17 protein-coding genes are annotated in these 15,441 nt (G+C 35.2%); 15 read left to right on the top strand and 2 right to left on the bottom strand.

Features of this window, described 5'->3' with window-relative positions:
* The first annotated feature begins 85 nt into the window (after positions 1-85).
* Both Q0A18_RS08600 and Q0A18_RS08595 read left to right on the top strand, forming a co-directional pair.
* Positions 86-856, top strand: a complete 771-nt coding sequence (locus Q0A18_RS08600) for a dihydrodipicolinate reductase C-terminal domain-containing protein (RefSeq protein WP_292009742.1) — start codon at positions 86-88, stop codon at positions 854-856.
* A gap of 252 nt (positions 857-1,108) precedes the next feature.
* The gene (locus tag Q0A18_RS08595; RefSeq protein WP_292009741.1) at positions 1,109-1,789 is read left to right on the top strand and encodes a YceI family protein; all 681 of its coding nucleotides are present in this window, start codon (positions 1,109-1,111) and stop codon (positions 1,787-1,789) included.
* Positions 1,790-1,871: 82 nt separating this feature from the next.
* On the opposite strand, the gene Q0A18_RS08590 is transcribed toward Q0A18_RS08595, so the two are convergent.
* Positions 1,872-3,593 (bottom strand): AraC family transcriptional regulator, encoded by a 1,722-nt coding sequence (locus Q0A18_RS08590; RefSeq protein ID WP_292009740.1) that lies wholly within the window; start codon positions 3,591-3,593, stop codon positions 1,872-1,874.
* 288 nt (positions 3,594-3,881) lie between these two features.
* Between Q0A18_RS08590 and Q0A18_RS08585 the strand changes: the two genes are divergently transcribed.
* The gene (locus Q0A18_RS08585; RefSeq protein ID WP_292009739.1) at positions 3,882-4,136 is read left to right on the top strand and encodes a hypothetical protein; all 255 of its coding nucleotides are present in this window, start codon (positions 3,882-3,884) and stop codon (positions 4,134-4,136) included.
* A gap of 561 nt (positions 4,137-4,697) precedes the next feature.
* On the opposite strand, the gene Q0A18_RS08580 is transcribed toward Q0A18_RS08585, so the two are convergent.
* Positions 4,698-5,393 (bottom strand): Crp/Fnr family transcriptional regulator, encoded by a 696-nt coding sequence (locus tag Q0A18_RS08580; protein WP_292009738.1) that lies wholly within the window; start codon positions 5,391-5,393, stop codon positions 4,698-4,700.
* 309 nt (positions 5,394-5,702) lie between these two features.
* Here Q0A18_RS08580 and Q0A18_RS08575 point away from each other — a divergent pair, with 309 nt between their 5' ends.
* The 12 genes from Q0A18_RS08575 (at position 5,703) to Q0A18_RS08520 (ending at position 15,439) form a co-directional block, all read left to right on the top strand.
* Positions 5,703-6,761 carry an MFS transporter gene (locus Q0A18_RS08575; protein WP_292009737.1) on the top strand — a complete coding sequence of 353 codons (1,059 nt, stop codon included), beginning with the start codon at positions 5,703-5,705 and terminating at the stop codon, positions 6,759-6,761.
* An 11-nt stretch (positions 6,762-6,772) separates the two neighbouring features.
* The gene (locus Q0A18_RS08570) at positions 6,773-9,004 is read left to right on the top strand and encodes a molybdopterin oxidoreductase family protein (RefSeq protein ID WP_292009736.1); all 2,232 of its coding nucleotides are present in this window, start codon (positions 6,773-6,775) and stop codon (positions 9,002-9,004) included.
* A gap of 13 nt (positions 9,005-9,017) precedes the next feature.
* Positions 9,018-9,593, top strand: a complete 576-nt coding sequence (locus tag Q0A18_RS08565) for a 4Fe-4S dicluster domain-containing protein (RefSeq protein WP_292009735.1) — start codon at positions 9,018-9,020, stop codon at positions 9,591-9,593.
* 10 nt (positions 9,594-9,603) lie between these two features.
* On the top strand, positions 9,604-10,131 hold the full coding sequence (locus tag Q0A18_RS08560; protein WP_292009734.1) for a Rieske (2Fe-2S) protein: 528 nt from the start codon (positions 9,604-9,606) through the stop codon (positions 10,129-10,131).
* A gap of 17 nt (positions 10,132-10,148) precedes the next feature.
* Positions 10,149-10,433, top strand: coding sequence for a DUF6755 family protein (locus Q0A18_RS08555; RefSeq protein WP_292009733.1), 285 nt, complete (start codon positions 10,149-10,151; stop codon positions 10,431-10,433).
* Positions 10,411-11,415, top strand: coding sequence for a GTP 3',8-cyclase MoaA (gene moaA, locus Q0A18_RS08550; protein ID WP_292009732.1), 1,005 nt, complete (start codon positions 10,411-10,413; stop codon positions 11,413-11,415). The genes Q0A18_RS08555 and moaA overlap by 23 nt, the downstream gene beginning before the upstream one ends.
* Positions 11,416-11,478: 63 nt before the next feature.
* Entirely contained in the window at positions 11,479-12,675 is a 1,197-nt protein-coding gene (locus Q0A18_RS08545; RefSeq protein ID WP_292009731.1) for a molybdopterin molybdotransferase MoeA, read from the top strand.
* Positions 12,663-13,007: a molybdenum transporter gene (locus tag Q0A18_RS08540; RefSeq protein WP_292009730.1), complete on the top strand. Its 345-nt coding sequence runs from the start codon at positions 12,663-12,665 to the stop codon at positions 13,005-13,007. The genes Q0A18_RS08545 and Q0A18_RS08540 overlap by 13 nt, the downstream gene beginning before the upstream one ends.
* Positions 12,976-13,542, top strand: a complete 567-nt coding sequence (locus Q0A18_RS08535; protein ID WP_292009729.1) for a molybdenum cofactor guanylyltransferase — start codon at positions 12,976-12,978, stop codon at positions 13,540-13,542. The genes Q0A18_RS08540 and Q0A18_RS08535 overlap by 32 nt, the downstream gene beginning before the upstream one ends.
* Positions 13,543-13,677: 135 nt before the next feature.
* Positions 13,678-13,908 (top strand): MoaD/ThiS family protein, encoded by a 231-nt coding sequence (locus Q0A18_RS08530; RefSeq protein ID WP_292009728.1) that lies wholly within the window; start codon positions 13,678-13,680, stop codon positions 13,906-13,908.
* An 11-nt stretch (positions 13,909-13,919) separates the two neighbouring features.
* Positions 13,920-15,005: a ThiF family adenylyltransferase gene (locus Q0A18_RS08525; protein WP_292009727.1), complete on the top strand. Its 1,086-nt coding sequence runs from the start codon at positions 13,920-13,922 to the stop codon at positions 15,003-15,005.
* Entirely contained in the window at positions 15,002-15,439 is a 438-nt protein-coding gene (locus tag Q0A18_RS08520) for a molybdenum cofactor biosynthesis protein MoaE (protein WP_292009726.1), read from the top strand. Before Q0A18_RS08525 ends, Q0A18_RS08520 begins: the two co-directional genes overlap by 4 nt.
* Positions 15,440-15,441 lie beyond the last annotated feature (2 nt).

The following is a 15,441-nucleotide window of genomic DNA, read 5'->3' as shown; positions in this document are numbered from 1 at the left end:
TGATATGTTTTATAATAAGATTAATAAGATCTAAACTGCTTTTGTAGGAATTTGGACGTAAAGTAAACTGTATAAAAATTTATATATGAAAATAGGTTTAATTGGATTTGGAAAAGCCGGAAAGGCAGTAGCGAATGTAATACTTCAGCACATGGATTTTTCTTTGGAATGGGTATTAAGAAACAGCAGGACAATGGAGCAGGGAACAGCTAACGAATTTCTTGGAATTACTTCCTCCGATCCCGGATTGATCTATTCACAGCAGACGATTGAAATTGAAAAGCTGTTGGATGATCATCCTGTGGATGTTATTGTTGATTTTTCTGCTACCGAAACTATCCATCTATATGGTAGAGCTGCAGCAGAAAGAAAAATTAAAATTATATCTGCTATTTCGCATTATGGAGAAAATGAAAAACAATTATTAGAATATCTGTCTGCTGATGCTGTGGTTTTTTGGTCTCCAAATATTACTTTAGGAGTTAATTACCTTTTGTTTGCAGCCTCATTATTGAAAAATATTGCTCCAAGTGTAGATATTGAAGTGATTGAAGAACATTTTAAAGCGAAATCAGGTATTTCGGGTACTGCTGTGAAAATAGCAGAGACATTGGATATTGATGCGGATAATATTAATTCGGTAAGAGCCGGAGGAATAGTAGGAAAACATGAGGTGATATTTGGGTTTCCTTATCAGACTGTAAGATTGGTTCATGAATCCATATCCCGTGAGGCTTTTGGGAGTGGAGCATTGTTCGTTGCTGAAAATCTTATAGATAAAGAGAACGGGCTTTATAACTTTGAGGATATTTTAAAACCTTATTTTTTTAGTGAAGCAGAAGATGAGGTATATTGATTTTTTGATATCATTAATTAGTGAATTAAATAGAGTCTAACATTTTGATTATCTTGGTTTTGATGTTTTTATTTGGAGCATTAATCAAGCGAACATTTTTTGTTACAGATTATTTTTTGTATATATGTAGATCAATTGGAATCGTAGATATAGTTATTTCCTAAAATTATAACTTTTCTTCCGATTTATGTAATTGATGAGCTTGTATTTTTATTCAACTTTGTAAAATAATTATATTTAAAAATTTAAAAAATGAAGAAAATCAGTGTAATTGCTTTAGCAAGTATCGGCTTTTTACTTGCGTCTTGTGGAGACAAAAAAACATCAACTACAGCGGAAGCTGGTCAGGAACAACAAGTTGCGGAAAAAAAAGGTGATGCTTTCGCCGTAGATACTGCTACATCTGTAGTAAATTGGAAAGCGTTCCATAAAGGAGGATTTGCTCCTCGTTGGGGTACACTTTCTATTCAATCAGGTGAGTTATCATTAGCAGATGGCCAGCTTACTTCAGGAGAGTTTATTATTGATATGAATTCTATTAAAGTAGACCCTGCATCTGTTACGGAAAAAGATAAAAACTATGCTGACCTTGAAGGACATTTAAAAAGTGAAGATTTTTTTGATGTAGCAAAAAATCCAACTTCAGACTTTAAAATCACTCAGGTATCTGATTTAGCGGCTGCACCGGCTGATGCTATCGCAGGAGCTAATAAAACAGTAAGTGGAAACCTTACTCTTAAAGGAAAAACTTTAAATGTTTCTTTCCCTGCTAAAGTTACAGTAACAGATAATACTGCAGCTGTAGAAGCTAAATTTACTGTAAACAGAGCAGATTGGGGAATCCAGTTTGGAACTTCTGAAGCTGATCCTGCAGAATGGATGATCAGCAAAGACATCGAAATAGGAATTGATGTAAAAGCGTCTAAAAAATAATATATTAATATAATATAATTATAATAAAAGGACATCTCGAAAGAGATGTCCTTTGTTGTTCTATAGATTGTGTTTTGCTTTCCTAGGAGGAAAGTTGTATAGAAGTTGTGTCATTACCTTCCAGATCTTTTTTTCTCCTTTTTATGAACTCTGCAGGTCGGATACCGTTAAATTCCTGGAATAGATCAGAGAAGTTCTGGCGTGAAGCGATACCGCATTCGCAAGCCAGTGCCTGTATGGAATATTTAAGATACTTGTGGTTGTTGTCAATTAACTCAGTGATATAATGAATACGCAGCATAGCAATGTATTTATTGAAATTCATCTCCTTTGTATCATTAATATATTGAGATAAATAAGTGCTGTTAGTCTCAAAAGATTGTGCAAGTTTATTAAGCGTAAGCCCTTTTTCAAGAAAGCCTTGTTCATTTTCAAACTTTTCCAGTTTTTTCTGAAGATCCATAGAGACGTCCTCACTGATTGTAAAGCGTGGCTGAGACTCGTGAGTATTTTGTGAGCGGCTATAAAGCTGGGTTTCCAGTTGAGATTGCTTGAACCTAATTCTTTTTTCATTCTTATAATATCGCCACAGAACAAAAACAAGAAAAGCTACAGCCATGCTTAAAATTAGAATAGTACCGAATCCCCATTTATTTTGCTGTTCAAGCCTGTTTTTATCATCAATTAAATTTTGTGTGTCGTATTCCTTATGAATTTTGGCAGAAAGGTAAGTGAAATCCTTGGTTAGTATACTGTCTGCTTTCAGAAGGTTTTTGGTGTAATAAAGCTGTTGCTGGTGCTCGTTATTTTCTTTATAATATTTTATGAGAAGTTCATAGTTTTCCCGAAGTTCAGGAACGATGAACTGATGTTTCTGGAAAATAGAATCTACTTTTTTAAATTGTGCAATAGCCTTATCTTCATTATGAAGTTCAAGGTAGTTTTTTCCTATATAGAAATCAGAAACAGAAATCCATGAGAAATCATTATTCTTTTTCAGAATAGGTTTCGCTTTATTGAGAAGTACTATCGATTCGTTGAATTTCTTTTGCTGGTATGAGGAGATTCCTTTAGCTTTAAGAAAATAAGCCTGTTCTAATGGAAAGTCACTAAACTGATTGGTGAAGTTGAGTCCTACATTAATCAGAGAATCTTCTTTTTTAAAGTTCTTTGTATTCCGGTAGCAGATGATACTTTGATGCAAGCTGTTGAGATATCCCTTACTATTATTATAAGTCTCATTAGGATGAGAGCTGTTGTTTTTTATTTTGGACTCAAAATAAGAAATACAATCATTAAAATGTCCGAGTGCTTCATTATAATATCCTAAATAGCTTTTTACCACTCCCATATGGTAAATGATCTTGTACTTCTGATAATTGTTATTTCCCTTTTTAGAATATGCATAGGCTTTTATGTACTCATCTAAAGCCGGTCTGTATTTTTTTAGATTGAGATAGTAAATGATCCCTTTACCAAGGTAAGATCTGCTGATTAAATCATTATTAAAGCTTTGCTGGGCAGCAGAAATACAACTGTCGGAGTAGGCAAGTTTTTTATCATTGCTGGCAGAATAGTAGATTGCATCTTCGTAGCCCTGAACAAGTTTTTCATAGTTTTTTTCCCGCTTAGCTTTTAAAATAAACGGCTCTAAAAACTGGAAAGCATTCTCATTATTTGCATCAAGATTCTCGTATTTTTTCTGAATATCTTCATAGCTCTGTGCGCTATGATTTTCAAAAATGAATATAAAAATCAATGCAAAAAGAAGGGAGCAGCATTTTTTTATATAATTAAGGGGCATGTAGTAGATGAAAATTTCTTCAAAAATATAAAAATTGAAGCACATTATTATAATACATTGATTGATTTTTAAATATGTTTAAAATATTAATATTCATATTTATATATTGATTTTTAAATAATTATATAAAATGTTTTGTCCTAATTTATAAATAACGACGTCATGAATCTTAAAATATATCTATAATGACAACATCTCGTTGCAATTGAGATTAGACTGTAATAATTTCGAAAACGGAATTCTGAAATATTTAATCCTGGCCGGGATAAACTTAAAAAAGGAAATCATATGAAAAAGTTTATCTCATTTGTAGCATTTGCTACACTGTTAGTTTCAGTAGTCGGTTGTAGAGAAGTGAATGACATTACCGACGTAGAAGACAATATTACCATGATGAATATGAAGAAGATGAATGCTAAAACGGCTAAAACATCGGATACGATACAAACGCCTGTAGCAGAATCCGAATCGGAAACCAATAGCAATGTATCTGTCACGGAAGAGCCGCCAACGGATCCTCCGAAAGACAAACAAGGATGGTAAAGGATTGAAGCACAATCAAAATATATATAAATTCCATAAAGGCCTGTGTGGAATTAAAAATGGACAGGTAATGCAGTAATTTATATTTTCAAATCAAATTAATTTTTTTTAATAAACACCATTAAAACTAAATTATAAAAGTGGAAATACTCAGGCTATGCGTGGCTCATCAGAGGTATAAACTTTCAAATTAACCATTGAGTTTCGGGGGGAATATCATAGTTAAGAATTTAAGAAAGTGGGCAAAGCCTAATGAAGAGCCGAACTTTATGAATGATACAGACCATATTTAAGGGCTTATATTGTTTAATATTGATACTGCATATGTATTTCCGGTGCAACACGGTATCGTAGAATTTTTTTTGAAATTTTTAATAACCATGAAAATTCCGATTCATAACGTAACGCATAGAATATATTCAGGTTAACTCTGATAATATGCTTATAGAGATTGTATTTATATTCTACGGTGCCTGTTGCTACTTTTGCAGAGCAGAAAACTTAGGAATTTTCTGCTCTGCATTTTTTATGTAGGATCAGATCCTGAAATAAGAATATTATTTAATTGCTGTTTAGATTCTTGCTTATTTCAGACAGCTGATCGTAATTTTTAATAATAATAGTCTTATCTTTTTGTAATATCAGCTGATCAGCTGTAAGTTCAGAAAGAATCCTGTAACAGGTCTCATAAGTAGTACCGGCGTAAGAAGCCAGATCGGTTTTATTAATAGTGATATTGATTTTACCCTCTTCATCCACACCAAATAATTTAATAAGGCGTAGTAAACACCAGGCAATTCTTGATTTAGCAGGAAGGTGCACCATATTTCCTCTCTTGATCTCCGAGAGGTAAAGTTCATCAGCTAGAAACATCATCAGTTCATAGGTGAAACTAGGATTAACTTTTAACAAAGATTTAAAAAAGTCGATTTCGATAAAACATAAACTGGTCTTTTCAAGTGCTGTAGCAGAAATAGGATATAAAGTATCTTCTGTGTTGATGCCTCTGAAACCTATCATATCATCTTTAGCAGCAAACCGGATAATAGTTTCCTTATCTCCCCATTTTTTATGAATTTTAACCAATCCTTCCTGTACGAAATAAACACCCGTTACTTCGGAGTTTTCATAAATGAACTGTTGACCTTTTCGAACACTGATGTTTTTGCGGCGCAATTCAATCACTTCCCACCATTCTTTCAGAACATGTTTGCACATAAAACAGGAGTGATTGCATGAATTATTTTTCTTCGCCATTCTTTGTTGTATTTAAATCAGGAAATAAAAGTACCAAAATTTAAAGTATATACAATAATCATTTATTAATGAGGATGAAAACTTATTCTGAAAAGTGTAATTTTTGGACAAAATTCGACACCTAGATGTATTATATGATACAAATCATATAATATGTAATTAATAGATTTATAATTGTTTATAAGTATTAAATACGTAATATAATTTTGAATCATTAAAAATAAGATGTTTGTATCTTATTTTATGAATTCATACTTTATCTTTGTTATGTAATAGAATAAATTACTAACATTAAAAACACGAAAAAAGATGTTTAGGATTTTTACAAATATTAATAGAAAAGCGTTTATCAATGCAATAATAGCAACACTGGTTGTAGTTCTGATCACTCTCGTAGGTTCCCTTAATCTTCAGAATTTTGACGCTGCGTTAATCATTTATTTCTTTGGTACTATCAGTATGACTTTTGGGGTAGTTTATCACCATTCCGTATGGAAGCAGAGACCACCAACTAAAAAATACTGGAAACGTACCTGGGAATTCGTGTTCAGTAAGGATTATCTGATATACATGAAGGAGATAATAAAGCTTTCCGTAAGAAATATTCTTTTTCAGCGCTTTATTCTTCCAAGAGGTAAAATGAGATGGTTTGGACACTTCCTTTTGGCAACCGGTTGTCTTATTTCTTTTATGGTAACATTTGGATTGACATTCGGATGGATGCATTTTACCCTAAAGCCGGGAACTACCGATATGTATGAAACCCATATGTTCGGAATTACGGTAATGACATTTCCTCTTAATACCATCATGGCAATGATCCTTTTTCATATTCTGCTTTGGACTGCTATTATGGTGATTGTAGGATGTCTTATCATGATGCACAGAAGATTTATAGATGAAGGACAGATTGCTACACAATGGTTTGAAAGGGACTGGCTTCCTTTGATTTTATTGGTTGCAGTTTCCGTAACAGGAATAGGAATCTGGTTTGACTATACTTATCTGGAAGGTAAAATGAGCCAGTTTATGGCGATTACCCATGCTATTACAGTAGCCATGTTCCTGATGTGGATTCCTTTTGGAAAATTCTTTCATATTTTCCAGCGACCTGCACAGGTAGGTGCCAATATCTATAAAATAGAAGGTAAAAGAAGAGGTATGCAGGTGTGCCCGCATACTAAAGAAGAATACGCTCCAAAAATGCATGTGGAGGATCTTAAAGAAATCACTAAAGAAATGGGTTTTGATCTTGAGCGTGAAGAAGACGGAATGAGCTATTTGGAGTATAGCCCCGAAGGAAAGAGAAGTTGCCTGGCAAAAGCTCACCTTAAAGAAAGAAAAGAATCAGGAAGTTATTTTGGTTAAAAATTGAAGTTATGGCAAAATTACCCGTATCAGCAGATGAACTTATTCAGGTTTTCGGACCGCATAAACATTATCCCGAAAAAGGAGCTGTAAGAGTAAGTATTCAGAATCCAGATGAAATCGTTAAAACTCACTGTTGTTTTTGCGGTTTACAATGTGGAATCAAATTAAAGAAAAAAGACAATAAAGTAGTCGGCTTTGAACCGTGGAAAGAGTTTCCTTTTAATGAAGGAAGACTATGCCCGAAAGGAGTTCAGCGATATATGCAGGATAATCACCCTGACAGACTGCTTTCACCTTATAAAAGAGTAGAAGGAAAAGGATTTGTACCTATCGAATGGGATGAAGCTTATGATGCGGTTATCAAAGAAATAAGAAGAATTCAGGACACTTATGGAAAGAATGCTTTTGCTATGCTGTCCGGAGTATCACTTACCAATGAAAAAAGTTATATGGTAGGTAAGTTTGCCCGTGTGGCACTTAAAACTGCCAATCTGGATTATAACGGACGTTTGTGCATGGTGAGTGCAGGGGCAGGAAACAAAAAATCTTTTGGAATGGACCGTTCCAGTAACAGCTGGGCGGATCTTGAACATGCAGAAGTAATTATTGTAACAGGAGCTAATGTAAGTGAATGTTTCCCTGTTCTTACCTATAAAATCTGGGAAGCCAGAGATAATGGAGCCAAAGTGATCGTAATTGATCCGCGCGAAATTCCGCTTGCCCGTACGGCAGATCTTCATTTACCGTTAAGACCGGGGACTGATTCCGCACTTACAAATACAATGCTGAAAGTCTTAATCGATAATGACTGGCTGGATCATGATTTCATTGATAATCATACTTCAGGTTTTGCAGAAGCAGCGGAAGCCGTAAAAGAATGCACCTTAGAATGGGGTGAAAAAGTAACAGGAGTTCCTGCAGACATGATTTACAAAGCTGCTGAAATGTGGGGGAAAGCTAAGACGAGCTTCCTGATGCATGCCAGAGGAATTGAACACCATGCAAAAGGGGTTATGAATGTTTGCAGCTGTATCAATCTTGTATTGGCTACAGGAAGAATAGGTAAACCTTATTGCGGATATGGAACCATTACCGGTCAGGGAAATGGGCAGGGAGGAAGAGAGCATGGTCATAAATGTGATCAGCTTCCCGGAAACAGAGATATTGAGAATCCTGAACACAGAAAATTTGTGGCAGATGTATGGGGTATCAAAGAAGAAGATCTTCCTGGAAAAGGTTTAAGTGCTTATGAAATAATCGAATCGATTAACAGGGGTGAAATTAAAGGATTACTTTCCATTTGTTTTAATCCGCTGGTTTCACTTCCAAATAATAATAATGTCCGTGAAGCATTGGAAAAACTTGAATTCTATGCTGGGATTGATTTCTTCCTTTCAGAAACGCTTCGTCATGCGAATATCGTTTTAGCAGGATCACTTCAGGAAGAAGAAGAAGGTACTACAACCTCTGCGGAAGGAAGAGTAATCCGTATCCACGCAGTAGTAGATCCACCAGGAAAAGCGAAAAAAGACAGTGAAATTCTAATGGAGCTTGCAAGAAGGTTAGGAGAAGGGGATAAATTTAATTATGCCAACAGTGAAGAAACCTTTAATGAGCTAAGAATTGCTTCCCGGGGAAGTGCAGCTGATTATTACGGGATTTCTTATGAAAGAATAGAGAAGAATCTTGGTGTTTTCTGGCCATGTCCTTCTGAGGATCATCCGGGTACTCCAAGATTATGGGAAGATAAAAAATTCAATACACCGGATCAGCGGGCTCACTTTAACCCGACTCCGTATAAGGCTCCGACAGAAGAACCAGATGAAGAATATCCTGTGATATTAACAACGGGGAGGGTGGTTAGTCAGTATTTGAGCGGTTCTCAGACCCGAAGAATCGGAAAATTGGTGGATTTATATCCTGAACCTTTACTGGAAATTCATCCGAAACTGGCTACTCAATACGGAATTAAGCAGGATGATCTGATTAAAGTAAGTACCCGAAGAGGAGCCGGATTATTTCCTGCAAATGTTGTAGAAACTATCAGGGAAGATACGGTATTTATTCCATACCACTGGGGAGGAGTTAATTCAGCAAATCAATTGACGATTGATGCTTTGGATCCTGTATCCAAAATCCCTGAATTTAAAGTATGTGCCTGTAAACTGGAGACAACAGGAAGAATGAAAGGTGAAAATTCCGGAGAATTAGCTATTCAAAGTAGAGATATACAGTATTAATTTTTAAGAAGTTATGGCGGAACAATTTGAAAAATTTAATGATATGGAGTTTTTCGTGGATATGCAGCGATGCATCGGCTGTCACTCTTGTGAAATGGCCTGTGCAGAATGCGAAACCAATGGAGAAACTTCAATGATTCATATTCATTATGTAGACAGAGCAGAAACAATTCAGACAACGGTGCAGGTGTGTATGCATTGTGAAGATCCGATTTGTGCGAACGTTTGTCCTGCTGATGCTATTACAAAAGATGAATATGGAATTGTACATACGGCAGATACTTCTAAATGTATCGGCTGTGCCAACTGTGTAATGGGATGCCCGTTTGGGGTACCTCAGATTCCGGATCAGAGTGCTATGCTGATGATGAAATGCAATATGTGCTATGACAGAACAAGTATAGGTCTTAAACCGATGTGTGCCACAGTATGTCCAAGTGGTGCGCTAACATTTGATACTAGGGAAAATGTAGCGAAAAAGAGACCTAACAGTAGCCCTGTTAACCGTTTTATTTTTGGAAAAGAAGTAGTAAATACAAAAGTCAATATAATGATGCCTAAAGGCAGTGAAGAATTAAAAGTTTTTTAAATTAATAGCAATGTCAGACGATAATAACAAAATTCCCGCATGGAAAGCCGATTTTCCAATTAAAAAAAGAGAAGCTGCTTATGTGTCCCGTAAAGAATTTATCAAACTGATTACTTTCTTTTCAGGAACGTTAGCTCTTGCTAATATAGCCATTCCCACATTCAATTATGTGAAAAAGAAAGAAAGGATTAAAGAATATTTTGTAGGACTTACAACTGATCTTAAGATCGGAGGAATGAGAACATTCTATATCAATGAAAATCACAGAACACCTTATATGCTGATCAGAATGGCAGAGAACAAATGGAAGGTTTTTGAACAGAAATGTACCCATCTTTCCTGCTCCGTTCTTTATAATCATGATGAAAAAGTAATAGAATGTCCCTGTCACCACGGATTCTTTAATCCGGAAGATGGCTCTGTTATCCAGGGGCCGCCGCCAAGACCGCTTCCACAGCTTGCTGTAGTGATAAAAGGAGATAAAATCTATGTGGAAGATTTTACTAAAGAAAATGAAGGAGAGGAAAATAAAGCATAATCATTAATTTATTTGAAATGTCAATAAGGAAAAAACCTATAAAAAGAGTAACCTTCAGGGTCAATGAAATGCTTGTGGCAATCATCAGTATCTACATACTATTGGTAAGTATCCAGATGTGGCTTTTATTTGGAACCATTAATAAGGCCTTAGACAGTGAACATCTTGATTTTGCCTTCTATTCTGGTATGGCATCTGTAATTATTTTTTTATGTACTTTGTTTTTTTTAAGATATATACCGTATATTCCCACAGGTAAAAAACCAAATTCTAAAGAGGATGAAGAAGACAATAAGTACTGATTTACTGGATTCTTTTAAAAGAAAACACGATTATCTGAGGCTTTCCATTACAGATAGCTGCAATTTCCGCTGCCTCTACTGCATGCCGGATGAGCCCTTTAAAAGTACACCTTCCATTGAACTGATGAGCAGTGAAGAGATTGTTGGAATCTCTAAAATCTTTGTGGATAGATTTAATATTAATAAAATCAGAATCACAGGAGGTGAACCTTTGGTAAGACGGGATTTTGCAGATATTATTCAACAGCTTTCTACGTTGGGAGCTAATATCGGTATTACTACCAATGGAGTTCTGCTTCATCAGTATTTTGATCTTTTCCAGAAATATGGTATTAAAGATCTCAATATCAGCATCGACTCTCTGGATGCAGAGAAATTTAAATACATCACCAAAAGGGATCTTTTCCAAACCGTATGGGATAATATTAAAGAAAGTATAAAAAGAGGATTTAATGTTAAACTGAATGTGGTGGTTATGCGTGCTTTCAATGAAGATGAAATTGCTGAGTTTATTGCCCTTTCTTACCATTATCCGATAGAAGTCAGATTTATTGAATTCATGCCGTTTACCGGTAATATCTGGGAAAGAGAAAAAGTAATTCCTGTTCGAGAAATGCTTTCTATTGTTTCTCAGCATTTTGAATATGGAAAGGTTCAGGACGGAAAACACGATACTTCAAGTAAATACAAAATTAAAGGAGATAGTAAAGGGGTATTTGCTTTCATTTCTACAATGAGCAACGCCTTCTGTATGGGATGTAACAGGATTAGGGTAACATCTGACGGGAAAATGAAAAACTGTCTTTTCGGAGCTGAAGAATTTGACTTATTAAAACTTTACAGAAATGGAGAAGATATCGAAAAGCTTATTCAGGATGGAATATTAAAAAAGCATAAAGAGAAAGGAGGGCAGTTTTCAGAATTGGAAACTACTGACAATACTCAGATTATTAACCGCAGCATGATTAAAATAGGAGGATAATTTTTTGGCCCTCGATAGGATAAAAAAAACATAACGGGTTAATCAACGGAATTTCTGAAAGATATGAGCTACTTTATAAGCGTTGCTGAAGCGAAACAACTGATCAAAGAAAATATTTTCAAAACAGAGAAAATTGAACTTCCGATTCTAGAAGCACTAGGTTCCTATACTTCAGAGCCAGTGGTTGCAACGATGGATGTTCCTTCTTTTGATAATTCAGCAATGGATGGTTATGGATTTACATATGATGATCTTAAAATAAACAATCGTTTAAAGCTTACAGGAGAAGTTCCGGCAGGAGCAGACCCCCATTTTTTTAGGATTAAAGAAAGTGAAACTGTAAGAATCTTTACTGGAGCCAAAATTCCTGATGGAGTAGATACAGTGATTATGCAGGAGAAAGTTAATAATGATGGAGAATCTATTTCTTTTGATTATTCACAAATTAATAAGGGAGATAATATTCGCATACAAGGTTCCCAGACCAGAAAAGGAGAACTTATTATATCTGAAAATACCTTGATCAACCATGCGGTCATTGGTTTTTTGGCTGGATTTGGAATTGATAAAATCAAAGTTTATGATAAAGTCAAAATAGGGCTTTTATATACAGGAAATGAATTAGTAGAACTGGGACAACCTTTGCCTGAGGGAAAAATCTATAATTCCAATACCTATACTTTACAGGCAGCTTTGGCTGAAATAAAACATCAGTTTTTATTTATAAACCACGTTAAAGATACAGCTGATGCTACCTTTTCAGCCATACAGGAAGCTATGGAAAAGGTAGATGTTCTACTTATTACAGGAGGAATTTCCGTAGGAGATTATGATTATGTAAAATCCTCTTTAGAAAAATTGGGGGTGGATGAGTTGTTCTATAAAATAAAACAGAAACCAGGGAAACCTTTATTTTTCGGGAAGCTTAAGCAAAAATATGTTTTCGCATTGCCCGGTAATCCGGCTTCTGTATTTTCCTGTTATCACCAATATGTAAAACCGTTTTTACTGGGGTGTTCCGGAAGAAAAGAATTTAATGAAGAGGAAGACTGGGGGATTCTGGATGCATCAGAAAAGAAAAAAAGCAGTGAACTGACTATATTCCTGAAAGCTGAGTACCATCAAGGTAAAGTCCGTATTCTGAAAGGTCAGGAGTCATATAAAATGAATTCTGTGGCAGAAGCTAACTGTCTGGTTGAATTTCCAGAAGGAATAACAGAAATGAAAACCGGTGAAAAAGTTAAGGTATGGAAAATCTAAAGATCAAAGGCCGTATATGGATAGAGACCGATTCAGGCTTAAAAATAGGAATGGGAAGAGCTCTGCTTTTAGAGCAGATTGACCGTTTGGGATCCATTTCGGAAGCTGCAAAATTTCTGGAAATTCCTTACCGGAGAGCCTGGGGTATTGTAAAAGATATCAATACCAATTCTGCTAAAGAAGTGGTAATGAAAGTGGCAGGTGGAAAATCCGGTGGAGAAAGCCGGCTTACCGATTATGGAAAAAAAATTGTGGAGAAATTCAAAACCACACAGGAATGTTTCATTAAATTTTCTCAGGATGAAAGCCATAGTTTTAGCGGGTGGGAATAGCTCAAGAATGGGCCAGAACAAAGCATTGATGAAATTGGGTAATCAGCCTGTCATACAATATGCCATAGATAACCTGTCTCGAGTTTTTGATGAAGTTTATATATCGGGGAGCTCTCTCGAATATCCGTTTTTTAAAAATATCATTGAAGATTCTGTTCAGAGCAGAGGCCCGATCGGTGGAATTTATTCCGCACTGGAATATTGCAGAGAAGATATTTTTGTGTGCAGTTGTGATATGCCTTTTATTTCTGTAAAGCTGATAGAAGATATACTTAGTAAAAAAGCAGAAGAGAGGATCAATGTGCTGCGATATGGAGATAAAATATATCCTACATTGGGAATATATCCCTATTCAGCTATTGAGGTAATTAAGCAATCCATAGAGAGGGGGCATCTTAAAATGACTGCATTACTGGAATTGCAGAATGCCAATTACATTCATTACAAAGACAACTTAGATGATCAGCTTATGAATCTCAATACGCCGGAGAATTTTCATCATGCTGAATTATATATTAACCGAAAAAGCATATGAAACAAAGCTGCTAAACATTGCTTATCTGAGACAGCTAACATAATTTTTATAATGAAATAGCTTGATAAGAGAATTTTATGTTAAAGAAATATTTAGTATTCTCTTATGATTTTGAACTTTTTAAATAACCTATCAATGATAATTAAAATTTTTGGAAAACTTACCGACTTATTCGAAGCAACTGAATATAAGGCGAGTGATGATATAAAAGATACTAGGGAACTGAAAAGCCAATTGGAAGAATCTTTTCCGGAGCTTAAAGGAATGACATACTTCATTGTAGTAAATGGGAAAAAAGCAGATCAGAATATAAACCTTCCAAAAGATGTGGAGATCGCTTTGTTACCACCTTATTCAGGAGGTTAAAATTTGATATGATGGACGCAAACAGATATAACAGGCAGATCATTTTACCGGATTTCGGAATTTCTGCACAGAAAAAACTTTCTGAATCCTCTGTACTGGTAGTCGGAGCAGGTGGTTTAGGCTGTCCGGTTCTTCAGGTATTGGTTGCTGCGGGGATTCAGCATATTGGAATTGTAGATTTTGATATGGTAGAACTTCATAACCTTCATCGCCAGTTTTTGTTTAATGAAAGCGATGTAGGGAAACCTAAAGTTTTGGCAGCAGAAAAACATCTTCAAAAAATGAATTCCGATACTGAAATTAGAACTTTTCATCAAAAAATTACCCCTGAAAATGTTTTATCTGTCATTCAGGATTATAATGTGGTGGTCGATTGTACTGATAATTTTTCGACCAGATATATTATTAATGATGCCTGTTTTATATTGGAAAAACCATTGGTGTATGGCTCCATTTTCAGATATGAAGGTCAGGTAGCAGTTTTTAATGTAGTAAAAGATGAAATGATAACAAGTTATAGAGATCTTTTTCCCGTTCCTCCAAAACCAGATGAAATCCCGAACTGTAATGAAGCCGGTGTTTTACCTACATTATCATCCATTATAGGGACTATTCAGGCCAATGAAGTTATTAAATTATTAACCGGTTCAGATGATGTTTTGGTCCATAAGCTTTTGGTTTTTAACAGTAAAGATTACCAGACCATGATTATCGGATTTGAAGAAAATATAAATAAAGTATATCCTGAAAATCAGAAAGAGCTGGAAACTTTTGATTATGGAAACTCATGCAGTATTGGTGATTATAACGAAATAAGTTCATATGATGAGCTGGAAGTTTTCTTACAAAATAATGATTCGGTTTTAATAGACGTTCGGGAAGCGCATGAACTTCCTAGGCTTACTTCATTAAAACACATGGAAATCCCATTGGGAAATTTAAATCAACATTTGGAATTATTAGAAAATTATAATTCAATCTGTTTTATCTGTGCATCAGGGATTAGAAGTAAAAAGGCATTGGAGATTACCCAATCCTACTTTCCCGAAAAACAGCTCACCCATTATTCACCCGGAGCAAAATCTATTTTATTATGAGTAAAATCAAAAACATATTTATAGAAGGGGCAATCAGTCCTGAGTTTGTAGCGGAAAGTATTCGCAAACATACAGTTAAAACACAAATTGGCGGTCACAGTATTTTTCTGGGCCAGGTTCGTGAAGATGAACTGGACGGTAAGAAAGTTCAGGCAATAGAATTTACCGCTTATCAGGAAATGGCTTTGGAGAAGGCTGCAGAGATCAGAGAAGAGATCATTACTCAGTACGGTTTATCCTGTGCACATATTTATCATTCATTAGGAGTGATTAATAAAGGAGAGATCTGTTTTTTTGTATTTACTTCCGCACCACACCGAAAAGAAGCTATCCAGGCTTGTGATGAGATGGTAGATAGAATTAAAAAAGAGACCTCAATCTGGGGAAAAGAAATATTTGAAGATGAAACCTATTCTTGGAAAGAAAATAAATAAGT

It is taken from the genome of Chryseobacterium sp. (genome assembly GCF_022712095.1).
Taxonomy (GTDB): Bacteria; Bacteroidota; Bacteroidia; order Flavobacteriales; family Weeksellaceae; genus Chryseobacterium.
Note: the sequence above shows the minus strand (reverse complement) of the source record. Positions and strands in the feature narration are given on the sequence as shown.